This window comes from Saccharopolyspora sp. MMCC62 (assembly GCF_057736575.1).
Window position 1 is genome coordinate 155,439 of sequence record NZ_JBYKCM010000005.1, and the last position, 20,377, is coordinate 175,815.

Sequence of the window (20,377 nt, forward strand, 5' to 3'; positions counted from 1 at the left end):
CGACTCGTGAATCTCCACGTCCGAAGGACGCTCCACCGCGTCGCAGGTTCACTGGAACGTCGAATGAGCCCGCAATTCCCCCGAGTGCAGGCGAAAACCGACCCGGCCACGGGCCAGGTGCCCTGGCAGACCGATCGGTGGACTCCGGCGTGCACGATCACGCGGAGTGCCCTGGCCTCGCGATGCGGCCGCGCCGTCGTCCGCCGACGCTCGCGCGCTCCGCGCTCGGGATCTCATGCCCAGGTCGACCAGGCCGATCTTGGTTCGAGCGCCGCCGCTGGTCAGCTGGTGGGGCAGGTGGGACTTGAACCCACGGCTGACGGATTATGAGACCAACGTCACGTGTGGCTCTGGTGTGCGACCTGGGCAAACGGCGCGCGGCGTTGTCGCTGGCGTGGCCCTGAGCGCGTCAGCGGCACCAGTTCGCACCCAAACTCGCACCCAGCTAGCACTGCGGACATGCCCCTCCAGCGAGCTGCCTTCACTCCAAACTCGGAGACCCGGCCAGGACGTCGCCATGCAAATGCACCTCGCCCGCGAGGCTTGGGGTGCTTCATAATCACAACATGCCAACTTCCCTGCCATCAAAGGCAGTAGAAAAGCTTGTTGCACCTGCACGTAATGCGCTTCCCTCTAGCGGACATCAGACCCCAGTCCTGCCAGTCACAGAAGAGAGCTGGGAGGCATCGCTAGAGGACGCACCTATACTCACGAAGGATGAATCATTATTTGAGGACGTAACAAAACTAAACGCCGCCCTCCTTGAGAATAATGCTTCCATTATCGCCAGGAACTCCAAGAAGCTTGCCGCAACACTTCAAGAAATAAACTTCAATATTAGATTTCTTGAGTTCATGACCCCCGCAATCGACGGAACCATTTTTGAGCTAAAAACGGCCATCCGCGATCTAGTCACACTTTGCTTAAGCGCTAATGAACTTAATGCACTTGGCGATTCATTCGAAACCATCATTCGATTACGGAGCGCACTGCACAACCCAGATACAGGCACGACACCAGATCCAGTAAAAGAAGTTTTCGGCCTACCAAAAAAGGACCTACTCGACAGCCGCGGAGTATTGAGCTCTTCGATACTTCTAAGCTACTACTACGGTCACTACGACAAGTTAGACACGATTGTATCCAAGATACTCTCGCCAGTCACCAAACTCCAGTTAGGTGTAGTAAAAGGGATCGACTCAGTGCTTGGTATTGTCGCATGTGACCACCCATTGATTATGCTGCGCACGGCGAGCGGTGTTCGCGAAATCTGCTTGGAAAGCCTGGATTGCAGTCGAGTCGATCGAGTCCATGCATTGCGAGAAAACACGCGTCGTGTTGATCGTAGTTCCGCCAACCATGCACGAATCGCAAGAGCAATACAGCAACTTTCCACCAGTGAATCCGAAACAGAACGGGCCGAAACTTCAGTAGACCTTTACCGAATGATAGTCGAAGGTCAGCTTCGGCCCACATGCTGGGGACTACTAGGGCTCCGCGGACGCAAGGGATCTCGGATGCCGGAGCTCGCTTCTATACGGAACCAACTAATTGCAGATGGCCATCCAACGCTGAGGGACGCCGCAGAAGTAATCATACCAACCGTTAGGAACTCTGCTGCCCACGAAGACTTCCTATGGAACGACACCACCGAACTGGTCTCGTTAGGCGGAGCAGAATTTTCGATAGATGAACTGATTGACTTCAGCACGCGCGCATTCGAGACCATGGCAGCATCCGAAATTGGGATACGTTGCGCAGTAAGCGAGTCAGAGGATTTCGCTAAGATACTTCATGCGGACGACCCTTCGGACGGATTAAGGGTTGTCAACGAGCGCACCGCAGTCGCATTATTTGGAACCAATGGGCTGCAGGTTCAAAGCTGGCGACGCGAGAAGAGCATATTTATATTACAGCTGAAGAATATACCTGAAAATCGTATCAACCCGACCTTTCAAGCACTTGCATGGGCGGCACATACATTGCCGGAAGTCACAGAGTTCAAGGTACACATCGAAGGAACAGAGGAACCCGTTCTACTTTTAGGGCGAAAACCTCTAGAGCTTGTGATGGTTACCTGGATGCCTGCAAAGAGCTGGTTTACGGCCATGCCCCCAAGCACCTTTTTGCCCGCCAATACATCAGCAAGGATGGCGATTGAAGACGAATCTACCGCTGCCCAATCGGCATCTTGGATAGCAGTCAACGACGCATTGCTAGCTTTAATTGACTATCTAAAGTTGCAGAACCCGCGGCGAAAAGACGACGAGCACTTTCGCCGACGCCTTCAGATCGCTGGCGCAGCAGCCTCTTCGACAATGACGTTATTTTCGCGCGAACAAGCTCCACTTCGCGACACTATCCAACAATTACATATTGCAATCAAAGTGATGTCGCTGAAGAAGCGAGACCGGCCGCTCGCCTACCTCAAGGTCATGGAAGGGAACCTCTGGAAGCTTTACGAAAGGTTTCCAGAACCGCCCATTTTGCCGACTTTGAGTCCACGCCAAAGCACCCATCCTTGATCGTGATTTTAATTTTTCGACCGAGAAACGATTTTCAGAACAAGGAGGCTGCTCTTTTTAATTGCCTAACCGACCCAACTCGCAACGCGGCTTCACGCGCTACGCCAGCCTGCTCCGAAGCCGCCGCGTAATTACCGAACACCGAAAAAGCATAAGCAAGATCTATACGAAGCGCGGATTCCGCACGAACGAAAGTTGAATTCAATCCAGTCAGCGCGCCGACCAGTAGTTCAATAGATTCCACGCTTCCCAATTTCGACACTGAATGACCACGCCACCGGGCAAGATGATTTTCGTCAAGAACTACGTACGGCCCGTTTGAAGCTGTCCCGCTTGTTTCCAAATGATTCTCCGCTATGTCAAACTGACGCAGGGAATCAACAAAAAGGCCAGCTGCCGCCAAAGCTTCCCCGTACGCGGCAGCCAACCATGCTTGCAGTACTTCGCCCTTGCCAGCACCTGCGATGCGAATTGAATGTTCAATCATATCGATTGCCATCGCCTTTTCCTCTAGATCAATCAAAGCGATTGCCTGTTCGGCTGTAGCGTGCGCGTAATAGGAGACGTCCTCACACTCTTGCGATACCAATCTCGATTTTTCATAGTGCTTCCAAGAGTCCTGGACATAGCCCAGATCAAGAGATTGCCAACCCGCCAAAGAGTGCATTTCCGAGAGGATGGTAGCGAGTTCTTGTCGAGTGTTGCCAGCAAGACTGTGGGTGAATAGGGCTCCAGCCTGGGCAATCTTTTCCAGGAGTTCGTTGTGGGTGACGAGTGCGCCGTACTGGCGATCAATGCGACGGATGGTGTTGAGTTGGTCGCGGAGGCCCTGCAACATGCCTGCGTCGACGCGGCGGGATTTCTTGATGCGGTCGCGGAGTTCGGCGGCGTCGTCATCGGGTGGAGCGATGGCTTGCATCGGTGGGGCTAGTAGTTCGCGACTGTCCTGCTCGAAGATGCGTTCTAGCAGTCGCGCGGTCGCCGGACGGATGGGGCCGAGCGGCTGGCCTTTCGGTCCTTTGCCTGCCACGAGGCGTTGGAGGTGGCGGAGGCTGAGGGTTCCGGGTTCGCCGTGTTCGCGGGCGAAGGTCTCGGCGTAGGCGCAGAACTCCTCCAGAGTCATGCGGCGTTCTCGGATCTTCTGTTCGAGCAGTGTGCGGTAGGGGCGCACCGGTGGTCCTCCCGTCCCCGAAGCGGAAGTCGTCCGCATGTCGTGTTCATGTCGTTCCGCTGATGTCGGCTGTCGGTGAAGCTGTTTTCAGTCTGACATGGGCCGCGTACCTGCGGTCACCAGAACCGCTCGGTGGTGGCGCTCCGCCTCTCACCCGCCACCGCCGGGCGCCCGGTCACGGCCGGGATCGATGCCCCGAACGTCGGTCCCGGCCGTGATCCCAGCCGTGGAGGTGTTCGCCCGTGGAGTCGCGAACTAGTCGTCATCCCGCAGGTCGTGGACTGTGCGAATCCGGCTACGTCGTGTCGGTGGTGCGCCCGGAGTCGCCGATCGAGTCGTACGTGAACCAGGACGGCATGGTGTGCCTGGTGCTGCCCGGTAGGCCGTGTGCGGTGCTGGTCGGCTTTCCCGGTGACGGGGTGAAAACGTTCCTCGCTCACCTGGTGGCGCGTCTTCAGGAGGTGGAGACGCATGGGCACCGCTAATGCCGCTGCGGTCGCGGTGTTGCTGCGGCGGGCGCAGTGGGCCGTGGACGACGCCGCGCACCGGATTCCGGAGGGCCGGTTCGACGGGGACGAGCATCGGGACCTGGCCGACTCCCTGGCCGCGCTCGCTGAGGTGCTGCGGGAGCGGGCGGACCGGTGCACCGTGCTGGAGCAGGGACAGTGATCATGGCCTGCGGTCAGCACTCCCGTGAGCGCGGCGGCTACGTCACCGCGTGGTGCGGCGACTTGAACGCCGATCTACCGACGCTCATCTTCTTGACCCCGTTGCCGGAGTCGGCGCCTCATCGTGTCGAGGACTCCGGCAGTCCGCCGCTTTCGGCGCTGCGGGCGGTGCTGGACGCGCTGCGACGGCTCTAGACACCGGGACGGGTCGCGTGGACCTGGCTCGGACCGGCGTGCTCGGCGTGGAAATGGGACGGGTGGGACGGGTCCGCTGGACCCGTCCCACCCGTCTTGTGCGTCGTTTTCCCATGTCAGTGCGGTTGAGGACCCGTCCCGCCTTGCGTGACGGGCTGTCCCGTATGGGACAGGTCCGTGACGGCTACGGGACATCCTCGTCCCGGTGGCGCTCGACTGCGGCACGGAGGTCGGCGGTGTAGTAGCCGCGCACCTGTCGCGGGGTGCCGGTGTCGTCGGTGAGGCGGCCTCGGCGTGGTTGGCAGCCGAGTTCGCCCATGCGTCGTCCGAACGCGGTGGGTTCCAGGTCGAGGGCGTCGGTGAGTTCGGCGGTGGAGACGAACTCCCGTGCTTCCAGATCGTCGCCGAGGTGGTCGATCACGGCACCGAGCGGTTCCGGCAAGGGAGTCGGCTCCGGCACCGCTGACCGGACCGCCACCACGGGCCGAGCGCTGTCCGCCTCACCCGCTGCGTGTCCGGTGAGGGTGCCCGCTGCTTCGCGCAGCTTTCGGCCTCGCTGGCAGAGGTCGCGCCATTCGGGGTTGGGTAGGTAGTAGGTCCGCACGGTCATTGCGAGCACGTCGCCGCTGCCGTCGGCTTCACCGTCCGGGCGGAGGATGCCTACTCCTTTGTGGCTTGGTAGGAGTGTGGAGGCGTCGTAGCCGCGGGTGTTCATCTGGTCGCCGAGCACGATGTTGGAGTCGCGCCAGTCCATCACCCGGAGTGCGAACCGTGAGCCGAGTACGGCGCGCAGCCGGGATGGGATCGTGGCGGAGTCGGGTCGCTGGGTGGCCAGGATGACCACCACGCCGACCGCCGGTCCTTTCCGCGCGAGGTAGGCCAGTAGATCGGCGATGTGTGCGCCGAGCGTCGTCTTGACCTCGCCGACGTCTTGGCGCTTCGGGTTGTCCAAGAAGACCTGTACTTCGTCCAGGATCACGCCCGTGATGGGCATCCCGAGGTCGGCATCCCGCGAGATGGCCCGTGTGATCTTCGATTCCGGGCACAGCTCGTCGTCCAGTGTGGACATGCGGGTGTAGCGCTGCTGCACTTCGCCGACCAGCTCGGTGAGGTGGTCGCGGACCGCTTCGGCGTGCTGGTCGTCGTCGCCGCGCACGAAGCGGTGCGCGACGGCTTCGGCGGCGTCCCAGTCGTTTCCTCCCTTGCCGTCGAAGACGTAGAGCCGGGCGTGCGGGTCGAGGACGAGGCCGGCGGTGGCGAGCCGGGCGGCGAAGGTCTTGCCCTGGCGCGGGATCGCGCCGACGAGCAGCGAGGTCCACACCAACGGCAGGTCGATCCGCCGGTTCCGCGCATCGCGTCCGAACGGCACCGCTCGCCAGGCATCCCAGGAATCCACCGACAGCAGCGGGGACGGCAGCGGCGGACCGGAGTACGGATCGTCGTCGGCTACCCACAGGAACACCCGCCCGGCGTGGCCACGCCTGCCGCGCACCCGTTCGGCGACGAGCTGGACTTCGTCGACTGCGAGCGCGGAGGCGAGTGCTTCGCGTTGCTTGATCACGTCGGCGGCTTTGCGGGTGGCGGGTAGGTCGACGGTCATTGCCCAGCCCTGCCCGGAGCGGACCGCGCGTTCCACCAGGTGCACGGTGTCGTCCTTGCCGATCAGCTTCGCGTCGCGGAACGCGTCTATGAGGACTTGCGGGTCCATCGTCCACGCGAACGAACGCGGACCGGCGATGACCGGCTTACGCCCCGAAGCGCCTTCTGTGCGTCGTCCCGCCACTGCTGCCACTGCAGCGGCCAGTGCGAGCGATGCCCACAGCGCGGATTGTCCGAACAGGACTCCCTGTACCGTGCCCGCACCGATGACGCCGAGGGCGACGGCTCCGGTCACCTTCCAGCGGAACAGTGTCAGTGACCGGATTTCCAAGAACTTGTCGGCCAGCTTCTCGGACTGCTCGGCGGCCTCGCGGTAGTCGTACACTCGCACCCATCGTCGCCACCGGCGCACCGCGAACAGCACGCCTCGGGCGACGGCCCGCAGGAACCGCCACGGTGAGCGGGCCACCGCTGCGGCGGTGTCGATGAGTGCTTGCCGCAGTAGCGGCCATGACTTCAACAGTGCGGGCACGCGCGGCGAACGCTGCCACCACCGCGCGAACCGTCGTGCGCGTTCACGGCGTGGTTGGTCGTCCACGATTTCGGCGTCGAACACGGCTCGCTCCACCTCGTTCAGGGAGCCTCGAAGTGCGTCGTCGTTCATGGCTCGTCCCGTTCGGTGTTCACTGCCTCGGCGAGTGCGGCGGCCAGTCGTGAGGACAGCCCGCGCGAGCAGCCGGTGACTTCGCGAATCCATGCGGGAGTCACGGTCACGTCGGGCTGCCATGCCTGCCGCGCCCGGTTCAGGTACTCGTCGGCGGAGGTCCGGTGCGGAGGCCGGGCGGCCTTCCGCTCGGTTCGCTCGGGTGCTGCGGCCGGTCGCGGTGGTGCTGCGGAGAGCGCGGCGACTTCTCCGAGCTTGTCCCGCAGGTCGGTCACGGCCTCGGCGGCCACGAACACCACCAGCGGCGGCACGGAATGCAGCACCACCAGCGCCGCCGAGGCGTCCGCGAACGCCTCCCAGGTGTTCATGACGTAGGTCGCGGCGAGCGTGAACCACTTCGCCCCGCGCACCCATCCGCCGGTGCGCACGCCGTAGCGGGCGGTGACCTGCTCGGCCCGCAGGATCGCCAGCAGCACCAGCGACACCATCGGATCGAGCAGCCACGCAGCCGACCACCGCAGCGACCCCACGGCCGCGTCTCCGGCGGCGAAGCTCTGGACGTTGGTCATGGTGAACGCGAGTCCCAGCAGGATTCCCGTCCAGCACAACCGGTCCACCTGTCGCCGCACCTGCTCGACCGGTTCGGCCCCGGAGGGGACGGGCGGCGAGTGCCGCCCGTCCCGCGATGTCCGCCCGCTCATCGTTTCCGGCTCCGGTGGTGTGGCGGCTCCGGGGTGGTGACCGTGAGCGCCTTGGTGAGCGTGTAGGCCGCCAGTGCTGCCGGAATGCCCAGCACCGTGAACAGCGCCGTGCTGCTACCGCCTTGCGTGATCACGAGCCACTGCCCGAGCACGATCACGCCCGCCGTCGCGACCACCCGCCCGGTCAGCGACACCAGCCGCGCCCCGGTCCGCGCGGTCTCGGCGGCCTTGCGGGACGCGCGGGCACTCGCCCGCCACACGCCGATCAGGGCGAGCAGCGCACCGACCACCGCGAGCACTTGCACTGGAGTGAGTTGCAGCGTCATTCCCACTCACCCCGTTCGGCTTCACGGCGTGCCCGCCACATCGGGTAGAGCGCGCGGCGGTCCTCTTCGGACAGCGCGCCCCACACGCCGACCGTCTCCGCTCCGGCGGAACGGAACTCCAACTCCAAGCACTCGTCGCGAACCGGGCAGTCCGCGCACAGCCGGGCCGCCAACTCGCGGTCGGGCTCGGTGCCGGTCGGCTCCGGCGGGTCGCCTTCGGTGAGCTTCCACAGGCAGCGGCCGTTGTCCGTGACCACGTCGGTGAGCACGTCCAGCGGCAGCGACCGCAGCAGGTCCAGCCGCGCGAGCCGTTCGGTCTCTTCGGGGTTCACCACGACGCACCCCCGTTCAGCCGCGCCACGTCGCGAGCGGTCCGGTGCTCGGCGGCCATCTCCGCCACGTCCACGCGTCCGCCCGACTCGCTCGCCTCGGCGGCGAGCCGGTCCACGGCCGCGCTCGGGACCACGTAGCGGGTGCGGACCCGCACGGCCGGGAACGAGTCCTCCCGGATCGCGCGGTACAGGGTCGAGGGGTTGCAGCGCATGATCCGCGCCGCTTCCCGAACCGTGTAGAACGTCGGTCTCCCGGCGTTCTCGAAGTTCTTTTCCATGTTTGTGTCTCCTGAGAACGAGGAATGCGCGTATTTCGGCGGAATGAAAAGCCAATATCAGCGCACAGAAGACGCGAAGTGCCTCGTCCCTCGCGTGGGGTTGCTGTGTCGAAAAAGAGTTCGCGCTAATGTCGGCGCTGAGGCGGAGCGCGGAGGAATACGTGTCGGAGGACTGGACTGCGGTCGCTCATGCGATTGACCAGCGCGTGAGCGAACTCGGTATGCGGCAGCGCGAGTTGGCGGAGCGCTCGCACGTGTCGCAGGCGATCGTGCGCGAGTTGCAGCACAACACCGTGCAGCGGCGGCGGAGCGCGCGAACGCTCGAAGCGCTGTCGCTGGCGTTGGGCTGGCACGCCGAGCACCTCTCGGCCGTGCTCGACCGGCGCACTCCGCCCGAGGTCGGCGACCCGCTGACCATTGCCGATGACGACGTGCCCGGCCGGTTGTCGGCCATCGAGCACCAGCTCCGCCGGATCACCGACACGCTCGACGAGATGAACTCGCGGCTCACCGCGGAGACCGGACGTGGCGGCGGGTCGGGCGGCTAGCCGACCGTTCCGGCGATCAACCGGCCCGCCCCGGTGGGCCGTTCCTTGTGCGCTGTCCATGACTCCAAGAAACGGCAGTCGAGCGCGTTTTCACAGATGGCTGCGGTTAACCACGAGCCCATTAACCGCAATTAACCACGCAGGTCAGATCGCATATCGGGGGATGATGCGATGACACCGAAAACCCGCTTGCAAGTGGTTCGCAGGCAGCTCGACTACTCGGCCGACGACGTGATCCGGATGCTCGACCGACTCGCGAAACGGCTGGATGTGTCGGTCATGTCGCCGACGAGCCTGAAAACGAAGCTGTCCCGCTGGGAGAACGGGCACGAGTCCGTGAGCGAGCCCTACCGGCGGCTGTTCCGCGAGATCTACGGCCGCACCGACGAGGAGTTGGGGTTCCCGTCCGAGCCGGATGATCAAGACGTCGCGGAGCTGCGTGCCCGCATCGCGATCGCTCGCAGGGTTGATCCGGAGCTGCTGGAGAGCTTCCGTCTCCAGGTGGACCATGCCCGGCAGATCGATCGCCGCTTCGGCGGCGTCACAATGTTGGACCGGCTCCGGGGCGATATCGACCAGGTGAGCAATCTGCTCGGACACAGCACGCTGAGCGGGCACCGCGAAGCCCTAGCGGGAGTGCTCACCGAAGCGTCCACATTGGCCGGGTGGGAAGCCCTCGACCGCAGCGCGCACGGGCAGGCATGGGAGCACTACGAGCGCGCGAAAACCGCCGCGCGAGAAGCAATGTCGCCGCCGCTGCTCGCACACGCCACCGCCGAGCAGGCGTTCGTGCTCATCGACATTGGCGAGACCGAAGCGGCGGCTGAACAGCTCGCCGTAGCTCGTGAAGTAGCCGGAGACGCTGCCCCCGCGTTGCTCCGAGCGTGGTTGGCGGCAGCGCACGGCGAAGGGCTCTCGGCAGTCGGGCAGCGAGACAACGCACTTCGGGCGTTCGATCAAGCCGACCAGCTCTTGCCCGCCGAACCGGTCGATCCCGCGTTGCCGTTCCTGTTCCTTGGTGGCTCACACCTGGATCGGTGGCGCGGCAACGCGCTGAGCAAACTCGGGGAGGCCGAAGCGATCGACCAGCTCACCGACGCGCTCCCGCGTCTCCCCGAGGCGTTCACGCGCGCCCGTACGGGAATCCTGGTCGATCTCGCGTTCGCCTACGCCGCAGCAGGCGAACGAGACGCCGCGCTCGAACACTCCCGCCAAGCGCGGCGCCTCGCCTCCCAGATCAAGTCAGACCGTCAACTACGCCGACTCAGCGGCCTGATCCTTCCCGGCTCCTCGTGAAGCCAGGTAGTACAGCAGCGCGACCAACGTCCCGGACCCGAGAAGCTTCCGCTGCTGCGTCAACTCGATGACGCGTTCCAGCGGAACCCACTCGATCGTCCCGGCTTCCTCTTCATCGGTCGGGTCGCCGACGTGCCTCGCCCCACGCCACAGGTAGACGTCGAACTGCGCGGTGACCATGCCGGGGATCGGCTCGAAGCTCACCAGATGCTCGGCCTCGCCGACCGGCTCCCAGCCGCTTTCCTCGCTCGCCTCGCGCAATGCCGTCGCCGTGGACTCCTCATCGCCGTCCACGAGGCCGCCCAACAGCTCATAGCCCCACTCATCCGTGGCGAACCGGTACCGCCACAGCATCAACACTTCATCGCGCTCGTTGACAATCAACGCCACCGCGACCCGATCCAGGTGCACCACGTGATGCTCGAACCGCCGCCCATCCGGCGGCTCGACGTCCACTAGCCCCAACCGGACATACCGGTTGTCATAGATCGTCCGCTCCCCGTGCACCCGCCATGCTCCACGCTCGTCAGCCACGCTCCTAGCCTACGACCCGTATACGTACCCATACCCGTCGCAACTCTACGATGCCCTCAGGGCAATTTTTACGTCAAATCAAGCAAGACTGCCTCGGCTCGCTTGCCCGCATCCTTGATTTCCATCAATCGTGGCGAGTCAATAATTGACTTGAGGGCTTTTATTGCAACCTCTATCGCAGTACGGCGATGATCATCCACGCTACCCTTTTTTACCACGCCCCCGTGAACAAGCGCACTTCTTGCACTATAAACATCTTTCAACTTGCCAAACAAGATACTTCTTTCATTTGGCGAATCCGGATGCACAATCCGCGCCAAAGAAGCAGTGACACGTAGGGTCGTCTCCGTTTTCCCTCCGAAGAATATCTCCCAAGCCGTCACCGTGTCGATGAGGCTATCGCCAGAGTCTTGGCGATTTGCTATCGCTCGAATTATCCGATTTACGCCGATCTCAATCGCACTAAAGTCAGTCTCCATCAAGCGCACATGCCATCGCATCATCTTCTCGAAAAATAGTTGGTCGACACGAAAGCCATGAGGATTATACGGTGGGATGTTATAAATACGTGCACCGAAACCGCTCACCGGGAGGCGAGACACGGCCATACATGCTGACAATCCTACGGGGGACTCCTCCTGGGCCAAAATAAAGGAGAGCTGAAGACATGTTACGGTCTTCTCCATAAACTCTTGCTGAGTATCCACAGAGTCACTGACACGGGAGCGATCAGGCCAGCTCGATGCGCCACAAGATAAAGATTCAACCCCAACGCTAGCCGCCGACACGAGCGTCAAGAGTCGGATCCCCGGCATCCAAGATTGCCCGCCGATCATAGTCTTAACACTGGGAGGATCAAGCATCCTGATCGCCCCAATGTCAGTACTCAATTCATGCTGATCTTCAATCTCGGCACCGAAAAATCCGACGATATACGGCACCGATATCCTCTCGCGCCGACCGAGCTTCCGCAGATCAGAAACAGAATCGGGTATGAAATCAAGGAGACTCTCTAAATCCCTCCTATTTTGCACAACAGATTTTCGCCACGCATGCTCAACGATCACCTGAGGAGCCATTTCCAGTTGAATCGACGAGCCAGTACCATTTGAGAACATAATAAACGACGTATGCTCTCCCGAAAAATCCCATAAGGTTGACGGATTTCCGTTGTACCCTGGAAACAAGCTAACTATATCCCGATCTTTCACCAGCTCCTCTAAGGACTGCCGAAGACTATTCGACCTCAACATCCAAGCCCCCACGGCGATATTCGAGTCATAGTCTTCACATGGAATAGCAAGCAACGGATATAGCTCTTCGGCTACTCTCAAAATCTTCTCAGTAAGCGGGTCATCGCTCGTCCGCGCATACACCTCACCTCCGCAAGACAAGCGCAAAGATGTGGCTCTAGTTCCGCCGTCCACCGGAACGGCAACATCGGCCAGAGCAAAGCTTCTGCTGTGTGCATCATCCTGATCATCTGCCCACAGTGAAAGTTGAAGTAACTGGTTTGCCGCATCGATCTGAGCTTGGCTAAATTGCTCAGCACTCTGATCGATGTTCAGCAAATAACCCAGGAGATCAGATCCGAAAGTTCGCCTTAGCGCTCCCAGCATAAGCAAAATATATCACAGCCTTCAGCCCCACAGAAAATCAATTATGCTGTTCGTTATTCTTGTTCCTTTTCGGCATTCTCCCACCAAGAATTTCTGCGGCTTTCCTATCTGATGCTGCGACCCATGCGGCGTATACGCGCAGGGTGGTAGCGCCTCCACCGCCGTGTCCGAGACGTCCGGAGACAGTGGGGAGATCGATTCCAGCAGTCAGCAGTTCCGTCGCCGAGTAGTGCCGCAAGGCATGGAGGTGGGTTCGGATTCCGAGGCGTTTCGCCATGTTCGTGTAGCGGGAGCTGAGGGCGTCCGGTGGGTACGGGTGGCTGTGGTCCGGGCTCTTCGTGCCGGTGAAGACGAACAGGTCGTCGGAGAACTCGATCCCGAGTGCTTCGGCCCGTTCACGGACGCGGCGCTTGTGCTCGCCGAGGAGGACGACCGTTTCGGTGTCGAGGGCGATGCGGCGGTTCTGGTGGGTCTTGGTGTCCTTTTCCTGGCCGCCGACCCAGTTTCGGCGGAGGTCGATCACGCCGGTGTCCAAGTCGAGGCGGGAGAAGCGGAGGGCGACTAGCTCGCCCCGGCGCATCCCGGTGGTCATCGCGAGCCACACGAGCGTGCCCCAGTCCTCGTCGAGCCGGAACGCCTCTTCCGAGAGGCGGGCCGCCTCGTCCGGTGTCGGTGGGTCGGGCTCCGGTGGCTTCTGCTTCGGCTTGCGCGCCACGCGGGCGGGGTTGGTGTTGATCCAGTCCCAGCGCTCCGCGGCATCGAGGGTGCCGCTGATGATGAAATGGATCTGCCGGACCGTTGACGCCGCCATCGGCTTGCAGACGTGTGGCTTGCACTTGGCCGCCACGCAGTCGTGATCGCCGTCCTTCTTATGGCGCTCGATGAACGGCTTGCCGTCGCACCGTGTCCGGCACCGGCGGAGCTCGGTGTAGAAGTTCTCCAGCATCCGCGCCGTGATCTTGTTGACCGCTGTCTCCCCCAGCGCCGGACGGATGACTCGGGAAACGTAGCCCTCGTAGGTCTCGCGGGTGCTCTGCTCGATCTCGTTCGTCCGCAGCCACTCGCCGAGGGCGTAGGACAACGTCGCCGACGACGGCGCGGAGCGCTGTCCGTCGACCTGAGAGAGCAACTTGTTCAGCAGGCGCTCGGCCCGCTTCCGGGCGGCCTTGCCCGTCCCCTGCACCGCGTCCCGCAGGTACGTCCGTTTGCCGGTAACGGGATCCACTCCGGCGTAAACGATCACGCGGAGTGTCCTGCCGTGCTCTTCGATGCGGCCTCGCTGGCGTCCGCCGCTGCTCGCACTACCCATGCTTCGGGAAGCTACTCGCACCCAAACTCGCACCCAAGTCGGCGATTTCGATCTTGAAAAAGACTCCGCCGCAGGTCAGATGGTGGGGCAGGTGGGACTTGAACCCACGGCTGACGGATTATGAGTCCGCTGCTCTGACCAACTGAGCTACTGCCCCCGAAGGCGTGATGAAACGCTCCGCTGGGTGATCGTAGCGAGGCTGGGCGGTGTGAAGCGCGTTGGGTTGTCCGCTCGACCGGGCGAAACCGGGCCGCTGGACGGGATTCCGGGGGCATGGCAGCAGAAAGGGCCGGCACCCGCAGGTGCCGGCCCGTGCTCGTGGCGGCGTCACATGAACGATGCGACGTTGAACGCGCCGGTCAGCTGGCCGATGACCACGATGCTGGCCAGCAGCGCGCTGATCCCGGCCACCGTCAGCAGCGACAGCATGACCAGGTACACCAGCGCCCTGATCGGCTTCGGCAGCTGTGCCACCGTGGCCAGATCGGGCAGCGCGAAGTGGTTTTCCTTGCCGATTCCTGGAGCGGACATCCCGACTTCCCCCGTCCTTGTCGTCCCCGTTCTTGCACCACTGCTCCGAGGACGGAGAGCAGTGGGAGTTTCGTTGGTCCTCACGCATCATGAATCGATTTGGTTCCTGCCACGTGGCCGGGACCACGGGCCGATCCAGATCGTTCATACCCGCTGTGACCTGCGGGAAAACCTCAGGGGAAAGCGGGGTGTCGCGTCGCTGCACGAATCAGATCGCAGGGTTCGGCACAATCGTTATCCGACTCTGATCGATCTGAGACTTCCTCACCCGAAAGGGTGGTCCCGGTTCTGCGATCACGGAAAAGGGGCACCGATTCGGCGCCCCTTCGCGATTCAGCAGGCCTTCGGCAGGCCGACCGATCTGATTTCCGGCCGGGGAGCGTCGATCCGGTAGCGATGCCCACATCTGCTCATGCGCCACGCACCTTGTTTCGACCTGCCCCGATCGGCCCTCGGACCGTGCTGCCAGCATAGCAGCAGCCGCGGACCGGACCGATTCAGGCTCCCCCTTCCGCGCGAGCTGGACGGGAACCGGTTTTTCCCGTCACCGCAGGACATTTCGCCTCGTCGGCGACGCTCAGCCGTCGTACGCGCCCGCCGCGATGTCCGCGAACAGCGTCGGCCCGGCCGGCTCCCAGCCGAGCAGCTCGCGGGTGCGGGTGTTCGACGCCGCGGCGTCCACGCCGAAGAAACCGGCGATCCAGCCGAAGTGCTCCGCGGCGTCCTGCGGATCGATCGACGCGACCGGCAGGCCGAGGCGCTCGCCGAGGGCGGTGGCGATGTCCCTGGCGGGCAGCCCTTCCTCGGCGACCACGTGCAGCCGCTCTCCCGCGGGCGCGCCGTCCAGCGCGAGCCGGACGAGCCGGGCGGCGTCCGAGCGGTGCACCGCGGCCCACCGGTTCGAGCCGTCGCCGACGTATCCGGCGACCCCTCGTTCCCGCGCGACCTTCACCAGCTGGGCGGTGAACCCGTGGTCGCCCATCCCGTGCACGGTCGGCGCGAAGCGCAGCGCCCCCGCGCGGACGCCGCGGTCCGCGTAGGACAGCGCCAGGTTCTCGCTGCCCCCACGCGCCGAGTCGACGCCCTCGTGCGGCGACGGGTCCAGCTCGGTGGGCAGCCCGCTCGCCGCCAAGCCCGCCAGCCCGGCGGCGATCAGGAACGGCCGGTCGCTCCCGGCGAGCACGTCGAGCATCGCCCGGACCGCGACGTCCTCGGCGCGCCCGGCGCCCGCGAGATCGGTGAAGTCGTGCTTGAAGGCCAGGTGCACCACGGCGTCGGCCTTCGCGGCAGCGGCGGCGAGGCCTTCCGGGTCGTCGAGGTCGCCGCGGACCACTTCGGCTCCCGCGGCCGCGACGGCGGCGGCGGATCGGTCGGAGCGGGCCAGGCCGAGGACCTCGTGGTCGTTCGCGAGCAGTTCCGCGGTGACGGCGGTGCCGATCCAGCCGGAGGCACCGGTGACGAAGACGCGCATGGCGTGCTCCTCTTCCTTGATGTCAGTAACTGTCATCGACAGTAGCACGTGATGTCAGCGCCTGCCATCACTACACTCCTCGGACATGAGCCGCTGGGAACCGGGCGCACGGGACCGGATGACGCGCGCCGCCGTGGAGCTGTTCGCCGAACGCGGCTTCGAGCGGACCACCGCGGGCGACATCGCCGAACGCGCCGGCGTCACCGAACGCACCTTCTTCCGCCACTTCGCCGACAAGCGGGAAGTCCTCTTCGACGGGGAACAGGCGATGGAGCACGCCTTCCAGGAGGCGATCGCGGCCGCCCCGGCCGATGTGGCGCCGATCGACGTGGCGATCGCGGGCGCCCGGGCCGCGGCCGGGCTCCTCACCGACCGGCGCGAGCAGGCGGCGCGGCGCGCGCAGATCATCGCGCGGACCCCGAGCCTGCAGGAGCGCGAACTGCTCAAGCTCGCGGGCATGACCCGCGCCGCCACCGACTCGCTGCGCGAGCGGGGCACCGCCGACGACACCGCGGCACTCGCCGCCCACTGCGCCGTGACCGTCTTCCAGATCGCCTTCGCGCGCTGGATCGACGAGGACGCCCCCGACCTCATCGCCTGCGCCGAGGAGACCGCGGCCGGGCTGCGCGGCCTGTTCTGATCCACCCTCCCCACTTCCGGACGGCCGCACCGGCCGCCCGGCGACGGACCCTGCCCGCTCCCGCCGCTAGTTGTCATTGCGTATAGTCCAACTTGACAACTTGTAAAGTTAGGGCGGCCGGAGGTCCCCGTGTCCAGATTCCGCAGGTTCGCCCTGTTCGGCGGCATCGCGCTGGCGGTCGTCGTGCTGCTGTCGCTGGGATTCCAGTTCGGGCTGCCCGGCTCCGCCGGTCCCCGCGACCGGCTCGGCACCTACTCCAGCGACCAGGGCCGGCTGATGTACCAGGTGCACCTGCCGCCGGACTACCGCGAGGACTCCCGCCCGCCGGTGGTGATGGCCGTGCACGGCTGCGCGATGACCGGCTTCGGGTGGAACTCGATGAAGGCCACCACCCGGTTCGACCAGCTCGCCGACGAGGCCGGGTTCATCGTGGTCTACCCGACCCAGAGCCCGTTCCAGAACAAGCTGAACTGCTGGAACTCCACCGATCCCGCCGACCAGCACCGCGGCCGCGGCGAGCCCGAACTGCTCGCCGGAATCGCCCGCGAGGTCGTGTCCGAGTACCACGCGGACCCCCGCCAGGTGCACGTGACGGGAGCGTCGTCGGGCGCGGGCGCCGCCGTGATCCTGGCCGCCACCTACCCCGACGTGTTCGCCACGGCCACCTCGGTCGCGGGCGGCGAGTACGGGCTGGACCAGGTCGATCCCGAGCACCCCGCCGAGGTGCCGCCGACCTACACCGCCGGGCAGGCCTACGCCCAGATGGGCTCGCGCGCCCGCCCGGTCCCGCTGCTGGTCTTCCAGGGCGATCAGGACGAGGTGGTGCCGCCGTTCGTGGCGGACCGGCTCGTCGAGCACTGGTCGCGGGTCACCGAACTGGCCGCGGGCGGGCGGCCAGGCGGGGACGTCGACGCGAAACCCGAGTCCGTGGTCCGGCAGAATCCCCCGGGTCTGCACCCGTACACCCGCTCGACCTACGCGGCGGCGGGCGGCGGCCTCCCGGTGATCGAGTCGTACCTGACCTCCGGCATGGGGCACGCCTGGTCCGGACCGGCGGCCAGCGGGCTGTTCACCGACCGGTCCGGGCCGGACATGGCACGCCTGATCTGGGACTTCGCCGCCGCCCGGCCGATGAACGGAGGAACGCGATGAGCGCGACCCGAGGCGGGAAACCGGCATGACCGCCCCGCGCCGCACCCGACTCTCCCGCGAGGCGCGGGCGGCCCAGCTGCTGGACACCGCCGAAGCGCTGTTCGCCGAACACGGCCTGGAACGCACCTCGGTGGAGGACGTCGCGCGCGCCGCAGGCGTGACCAGGCCGATGGTCTACTCGCACTTCGCGTCCAAGGAGGAGATCTTCCTGGCCTGCGTCCGGCGGGCCCGCGCCGAGTTGGAAGCCCGCATCCGCGAACCCGAGATCATGATCGAGGCGGGGGCGGACGCGGCGGCCGTGATCGAACGCGCCGGTGCGCTGTTCTTCGAACTCCTGGAACGCGATCCGCAGCGGTGGAAGGTGCTGTTCCTGCGCGGTGGCGCGCTGTCCGAAGATCTCGCGGCGGACGTCGCCGCGCTGCGGCTGGGGACGGTGCGGCGGATCGCGGACATGATCGGTCACTTCGCGTCCTTCGACGAGGAGCGGGCGACCGCCTTCGCGCACGCGATCAGCGGCGTGGGCGAGCAGCTCGGCCGCTGGTGGTTCGCCCACCCCGAGATCCCCCGCGACCGGGTCGTGGCGCACTACCGGGACTTCATCACCGCAGGCCTCGGCCTGCCCTGAACTCGCACCGGGCGCGCCGACCCCGGCAGCACGGCGGCCGACCGCACCCCGGCTCCGCGCGGGAGGACGCGGCCGAGCCGAGTTCCCGGGGATCACCCGGGCAGCCGCTCCCCGAGGAAGACCTGCTCGCGGGTGAAGTAGAACTCGCTGCGGGACATGTCGATGAAGCGCTGCTCGTCCGGCCGGATCAGGTCCCGGTAATCGGCCGAGGCCGTCAGCGCCGCCAGGTCCTCCGCCGAGTCGAACCACTGCCGCACCACCGCGTCCAGCGTCGACTCCGGGACGCCGGGTACCCCGAGCGGCCGCGGGTGCTCCACCACGTAGCGGCGCACGTACCGGACGGCGGCGGGCGTGGCGGCGACCAGCGGGGCGTGCCGCTCCCGGTGGTGCTCGACGAACTGCTCGTGGGAGAGCTCGGGCAGGCGGCGCAGCAGGCTCACGAGGATCACCACGAGATCCACCCTAGTTCGCCGACGGGCGGGGTCAACGCGCCTTCCGGGTGGTGCACCCCGCCACCCGGTGCACCGCACCCTGCTCCGTCCGCGCGCAGCCTCGACCTCGAAATTGCATATTTATGCGTCATGCCCTCGTCGGCCCAGGAGAGCCGGACATGGCCGTGCGCGCACTCCACGCACTGGGGAAGCCCTGCCCTTCGAGCCCGGGGAGACGGCCTGTTACGATGAATACATGTCGAAGGTCCTGAATAATCTTCCAGTGGGTGAGCGCGTCGGCATCGCCTTCTCCGGCGGGCTGGACACCTCGGTCGCGGTGGCGTGGATGCGCGAGCGCGGCGCCCTGCCGTACACCTACACCGCAGACATCGGCCAGTACGACGAGCCGGACCTGTCGGACGTGCCGGAGCGCGGCCGCGTCTACGGGGCCGAGCGCGCCCGGCTGATCGACTGCCGCGCCGCACTGGTCGAGGAGGGCTTCGCCGCACTGGCCTGCGGCGCCTTCCACATCCGCTCCGGCGGGCAGGCCTACTTCAACACCACGCCGCTGGGCCGCGCGGTGGTGGGCACGCTGCTGGTGCGCGCGATGCGCGAGGACGACGTGTCCATCTGGGGCGACGGCTCCACCTACAAGGGCAACGACATCGAGCGCTTCTACCGGTACGGCCTGCTGGCCAACCCGGACCTGCGCATCTACAAGCCGTGGCTGGACGAGGCCTTCGTCGGCGAGCTCGGCGGCCGGGACGAGATGTCCGCGTGGCTGGTCGAGCGGGAGCTGCCGTACCGCGACTCCGCGGAGAAGGCGTACTCCACCGACGCCAACATCTGGGGTGCCACCCACGAGGCGAAGAAGCTCGAATTCCTCGACACGCCCCTGGAGATCGTCGAGCCGATCATGGGCGTGCGGTTCTGGGACTCCGACGTGGAGATCCCCGCCGAGGACGTCACCGTCGAGTTCCGGCACGGCCGCCCGGTGCGGATCAACGGCAAGTCCTTCGACTCGGACGTGGACCTGGTGCACGAGGCCAACGCCATCGGCGGCAGGCACGGGCTCGGCATGTCCGACCAGATCGAGAACCGGATCATCGAGGCCAAGAGCCGCGGCGTGTACGAGGCGCCGGGCATGGCGCTGCTGCACATCACCTACGAGCGGCTGCTCAACGCGGTGCACAACGAGGACTCGGTGGCCATGTACCACACCGAGGGCCGCCGCCTCGGCAGGCTGCTCTACGAAGGCCGCTGGTTCGACCCGCAGGCGCTGATGCTGCGGGAGTCCATGCAGCGCTGGATCGGCTACCCGGTCACCGGCAGCGTCACGGTGCGGCTGCGCCGCGGCTGGGACCACACGGTGCTCAACACCGAGGGCCCGAACCTGAGCTACCACCCGGACAAGCTGTCCATGGAGCGCAGCAAGGACCAGGCGTTCGTGCCGAACGACCGCATCGGCCAGCTGTCCATGCGCAACCTGGACATCGCCGACTCGCGCAGCATGCTGGAGCTGTACGAGGGCGGCGGGCACGGCGCGCTCACCGCGTGGGGCGAGCTCGTCGGCGAGCTGGCGCCGGGCGGGGCCAGCGCGATCGCCGCGCGGGCCGACGGCGAGGACGGCGGCGTCGAGGCCGACGCGCTGGACCACGCGGCCATCGAGGTCGGCACGGACTGACCTGCACCGCTCACGAGGGCCGGTGCGACCTGGTGTCGCACCGGCCCTCCGCGTGCGTGCACCGGTTCTCCGCGCGGG

The 20,377-nt window shown here is 65.2% G+C and carries 20 protein-coding genes and 1 tRNA gene; 8 read left to right on the top strand and 13 right to left on the bottom strand.

The window, feature by feature from the left end; translation table 11 throughout:
• Positions 1-566: 566 nt before the first annotated feature.
• A complete protein-coding gene (locus AC29IT_RS14065; RefSeq protein WP_488218964.1) occupies positions 567-2,525 on the top strand; it encodes a hypothetical protein in 1,959 nt (652 codons plus the stop codon).
• Positions 2,526-2,559: 34 nt separating this feature from the next.
• Here the strand turns inward: AC29IT_RS14065 and AC29IT_RS14070 are convergent, their stop codons facing one another.
• Complete coding sequence (locus tag AC29IT_RS14070) at positions 2,560-3,696, bottom strand: NsdA family TPR-like regulatory protein (protein ID WP_488218965.1); 1,137 nt, start codon at positions 3,694-3,696, stop codon at positions 2,560-2,562.
• 471 nt (positions 3,697-4,167) lie between these two features.
• On the opposite strand from AC29IT_RS14070, the gene AC29IT_RS14075 reads away from it, so the two are divergent.
• Entirely contained in the window at positions 4,168-4,365 is a 198-nt protein-coding gene (locus AC29IT_RS14075) for a hypothetical protein (RefSeq protein ID WP_488218966.1), read from the top strand.
• Between the two features lie 378 nt (positions 4,366-4,743).
• On the opposite strand, the gene AC29IT_RS14080 is transcribed toward AC29IT_RS14075, so the two are convergent.
• From AC29IT_RS14080 to AC29IT_RS14100, 5 genes are read right to left on the bottom strand one after another with little or no spacing between them, the layout of a single operon-like run.
• Entirely contained in the window at positions 4,744-6,822 is a 2,079-nt protein-coding gene (locus AC29IT_RS14080) for a cell division protein FtsK (protein ID WP_488218967.1), read from the bottom strand.
• Positions 6,819-7,523 carry a hypothetical protein gene (locus AC29IT_RS14085; RefSeq protein WP_488218968.1) on the bottom strand — a complete coding sequence of 235 codons (705 nt, stop codon included), beginning with the start codon at positions 7,521-7,523 and terminating at the stop codon, positions 6,819-6,821. The genes AC29IT_RS14080 and AC29IT_RS14085 overlap by 4 nt, the downstream gene beginning before the upstream one ends.
• Entirely contained in the window at positions 7,520-7,849 is a 330-nt protein-coding gene (locus tag AC29IT_RS14090; protein ID WP_488218969.1) for a hypothetical protein, read from the bottom strand. The genes AC29IT_RS14085 and AC29IT_RS14090 overlap by 4 nt, the downstream gene beginning before the upstream one ends.
• Entirely contained in the window at positions 7,846-8,181 is a 336-nt protein-coding gene (locus AC29IT_RS14095) for a WhiB family transcriptional regulator (protein ID WP_488218970.1), read from the bottom strand. Before AC29IT_RS14095 ends, AC29IT_RS14090 begins: the two co-directional genes overlap by 4 nt.
• The gene (locus tag AC29IT_RS14100; RefSeq protein ID WP_488218971.1) at positions 8,178-8,459 is read right to left on the bottom strand and encodes a helix-turn-helix domain-containing protein; all 282 of its coding nucleotides are present in this window, start codon (positions 8,457-8,459) and stop codon (positions 8,178-8,180) included. The genes AC29IT_RS14095 and AC29IT_RS14100 overlap by 4 nt, the downstream gene beginning before the upstream one ends.
• 161 nt (positions 8,460-8,620) lie before the next feature.
• Between AC29IT_RS14100 and AC29IT_RS14105 the strand changes: the two genes are divergently transcribed.
• Both AC29IT_RS14105 and AC29IT_RS14110 read left to right on the top strand, forming a co-directional pair.
• Positions 8,621-9,007 (top strand): XRE family transcriptional regulator, encoded by a 387-nt coding sequence (locus tag AC29IT_RS14105; protein WP_450124658.1) that lies wholly within the window; start codon positions 8,621-8,623, stop codon positions 9,005-9,007.
• Between the two features lie 171 nt (positions 9,008-9,178).
• Positions 9,179-10,303 (top strand): NsdA family TPR-like regulatory protein, encoded by a 1,125-nt coding sequence (locus AC29IT_RS14110; RefSeq protein ID WP_488218972.1) that lies wholly within the window; start codon positions 9,179-9,181, stop codon positions 10,301-10,303.
• Here the strand turns inward: AC29IT_RS14110 and AC29IT_RS14115 are convergent.
• From AC29IT_RS14115 to AC29IT_RS14140, 6 genes are all read right to left on the bottom strand, one after another.
• Positions 10,262-10,837 (bottom strand): NUDIX hydrolase, encoded by a 576-nt coding sequence (locus AC29IT_RS14115; RefSeq protein ID WP_488218973.1) that lies wholly within the window; start codon positions 10,835-10,837, stop codon positions 10,262-10,264. The genes AC29IT_RS14110 and AC29IT_RS14115 overlap by 42 nt on opposite strands.
• 68 nt (positions 10,838-10,905) lie before the next feature.
• A complete protein-coding gene (locus AC29IT_RS14120; protein WP_488218974.1) occupies positions 10,906-12,408 on the bottom strand; it encodes a hypothetical protein in 1,503 nt (500 codons plus the stop codon).
• Positions 12,409-12,493: 85 nt separating this feature from the next.
• Positions 12,494-13,699, bottom strand: a complete 1,206-nt coding sequence (locus tag AC29IT_RS14125) for a tyrosine-type recombinase/integrase (RefSeq protein ID WP_488218975.1) — start codon at positions 13,697-13,699, stop codon at positions 12,494-12,496.
• Between the two features lie 146 nt (positions 13,700-13,845).
• Positions 13,846-13,922, bottom strand: a tRNA-Ile gene (locus AC29IT_RS14130).
• 170 nt (positions 13,923-14,092) lie between these two features.
• Positions 14,093-14,296 carry a hypothetical protein gene (locus AC29IT_RS14135; protein WP_358442144.1) on the bottom strand — a complete coding sequence of 68 codons (204 nt, stop codon included), beginning with the start codon at positions 14,294-14,296 and terminating at the stop codon, positions 14,093-14,095.
• A 577-nt stretch (positions 14,297-14,873) separates the two neighbouring features.
• Positions 14,874-15,767, bottom strand: coding sequence for an SDR family oxidoreductase (locus tag AC29IT_RS14140; RefSeq protein WP_488219133.1), 894 nt, complete (start codon positions 15,765-15,767; stop codon positions 14,874-14,876).
• 85 nt (positions 15,768-15,852) lie between these two features.
• Between AC29IT_RS14140 and AC29IT_RS14145 the strand changes: the two genes are divergently transcribed.
• From AC29IT_RS14145 to AC29IT_RS14155, 3 genes are all read left to right on the top strand, one after another.
• A complete protein-coding gene (locus AC29IT_RS14145) occupies positions 15,853-16,407 on the top strand; it encodes a TetR/AcrR family transcriptional regulator (RefSeq protein ID WP_488218976.1) in 555 nt (184 codons plus the stop codon).
• Between the two features lie 129 nt (positions 16,408-16,536).
• Entirely contained in the window at positions 16,537-17,559 is a 1,023-nt protein-coding gene (locus AC29IT_RS14150; RefSeq protein WP_488218977.1) for an extracellular catalytic domain type 1 short-chain-length polyhydroxyalkanoate depolymerase, read from the top strand.
• A 25-nt stretch (positions 17,560-17,584) separates the two neighbouring features.
• Positions 17,585-18,184 carry a TetR/AcrR family transcriptional regulator gene (locus AC29IT_RS14155; protein ID WP_358442135.1) on the top strand — a complete coding sequence of 200 codons (600 nt, stop codon included), beginning with the start codon at positions 17,585-17,587 and terminating at the stop codon, positions 18,182-18,184.
• Positions 18,185-18,276: 92 nt separating this feature from the next.
• Here the strand turns inward: AC29IT_RS14155 and AC29IT_RS14160 are convergent, their stop codons facing one another.
• Positions 18,277-18,636, bottom strand: a complete 360-nt coding sequence (locus tag AC29IT_RS14160; protein WP_358442132.1) for an EthD domain-containing protein — start codon at positions 18,634-18,636, stop codon at positions 18,277-18,279.
• A gap of 235 nt (positions 18,637-18,871) precedes the next feature.
• Between AC29IT_RS14160 and argG the strand changes: the two genes are divergently transcribed.
• Positions 18,872-20,299 carry an argininosuccinate synthase gene (gene argG, locus AC29IT_RS14165; RefSeq protein WP_358442130.1) on the top strand — a complete coding sequence of 476 codons (1,428 nt, stop codon included), beginning with the start codon at positions 18,872-18,874 and terminating at the stop codon, positions 20,297-20,299.
• Positions 20,300-20,377: the final 78 nt, after the last annotated feature.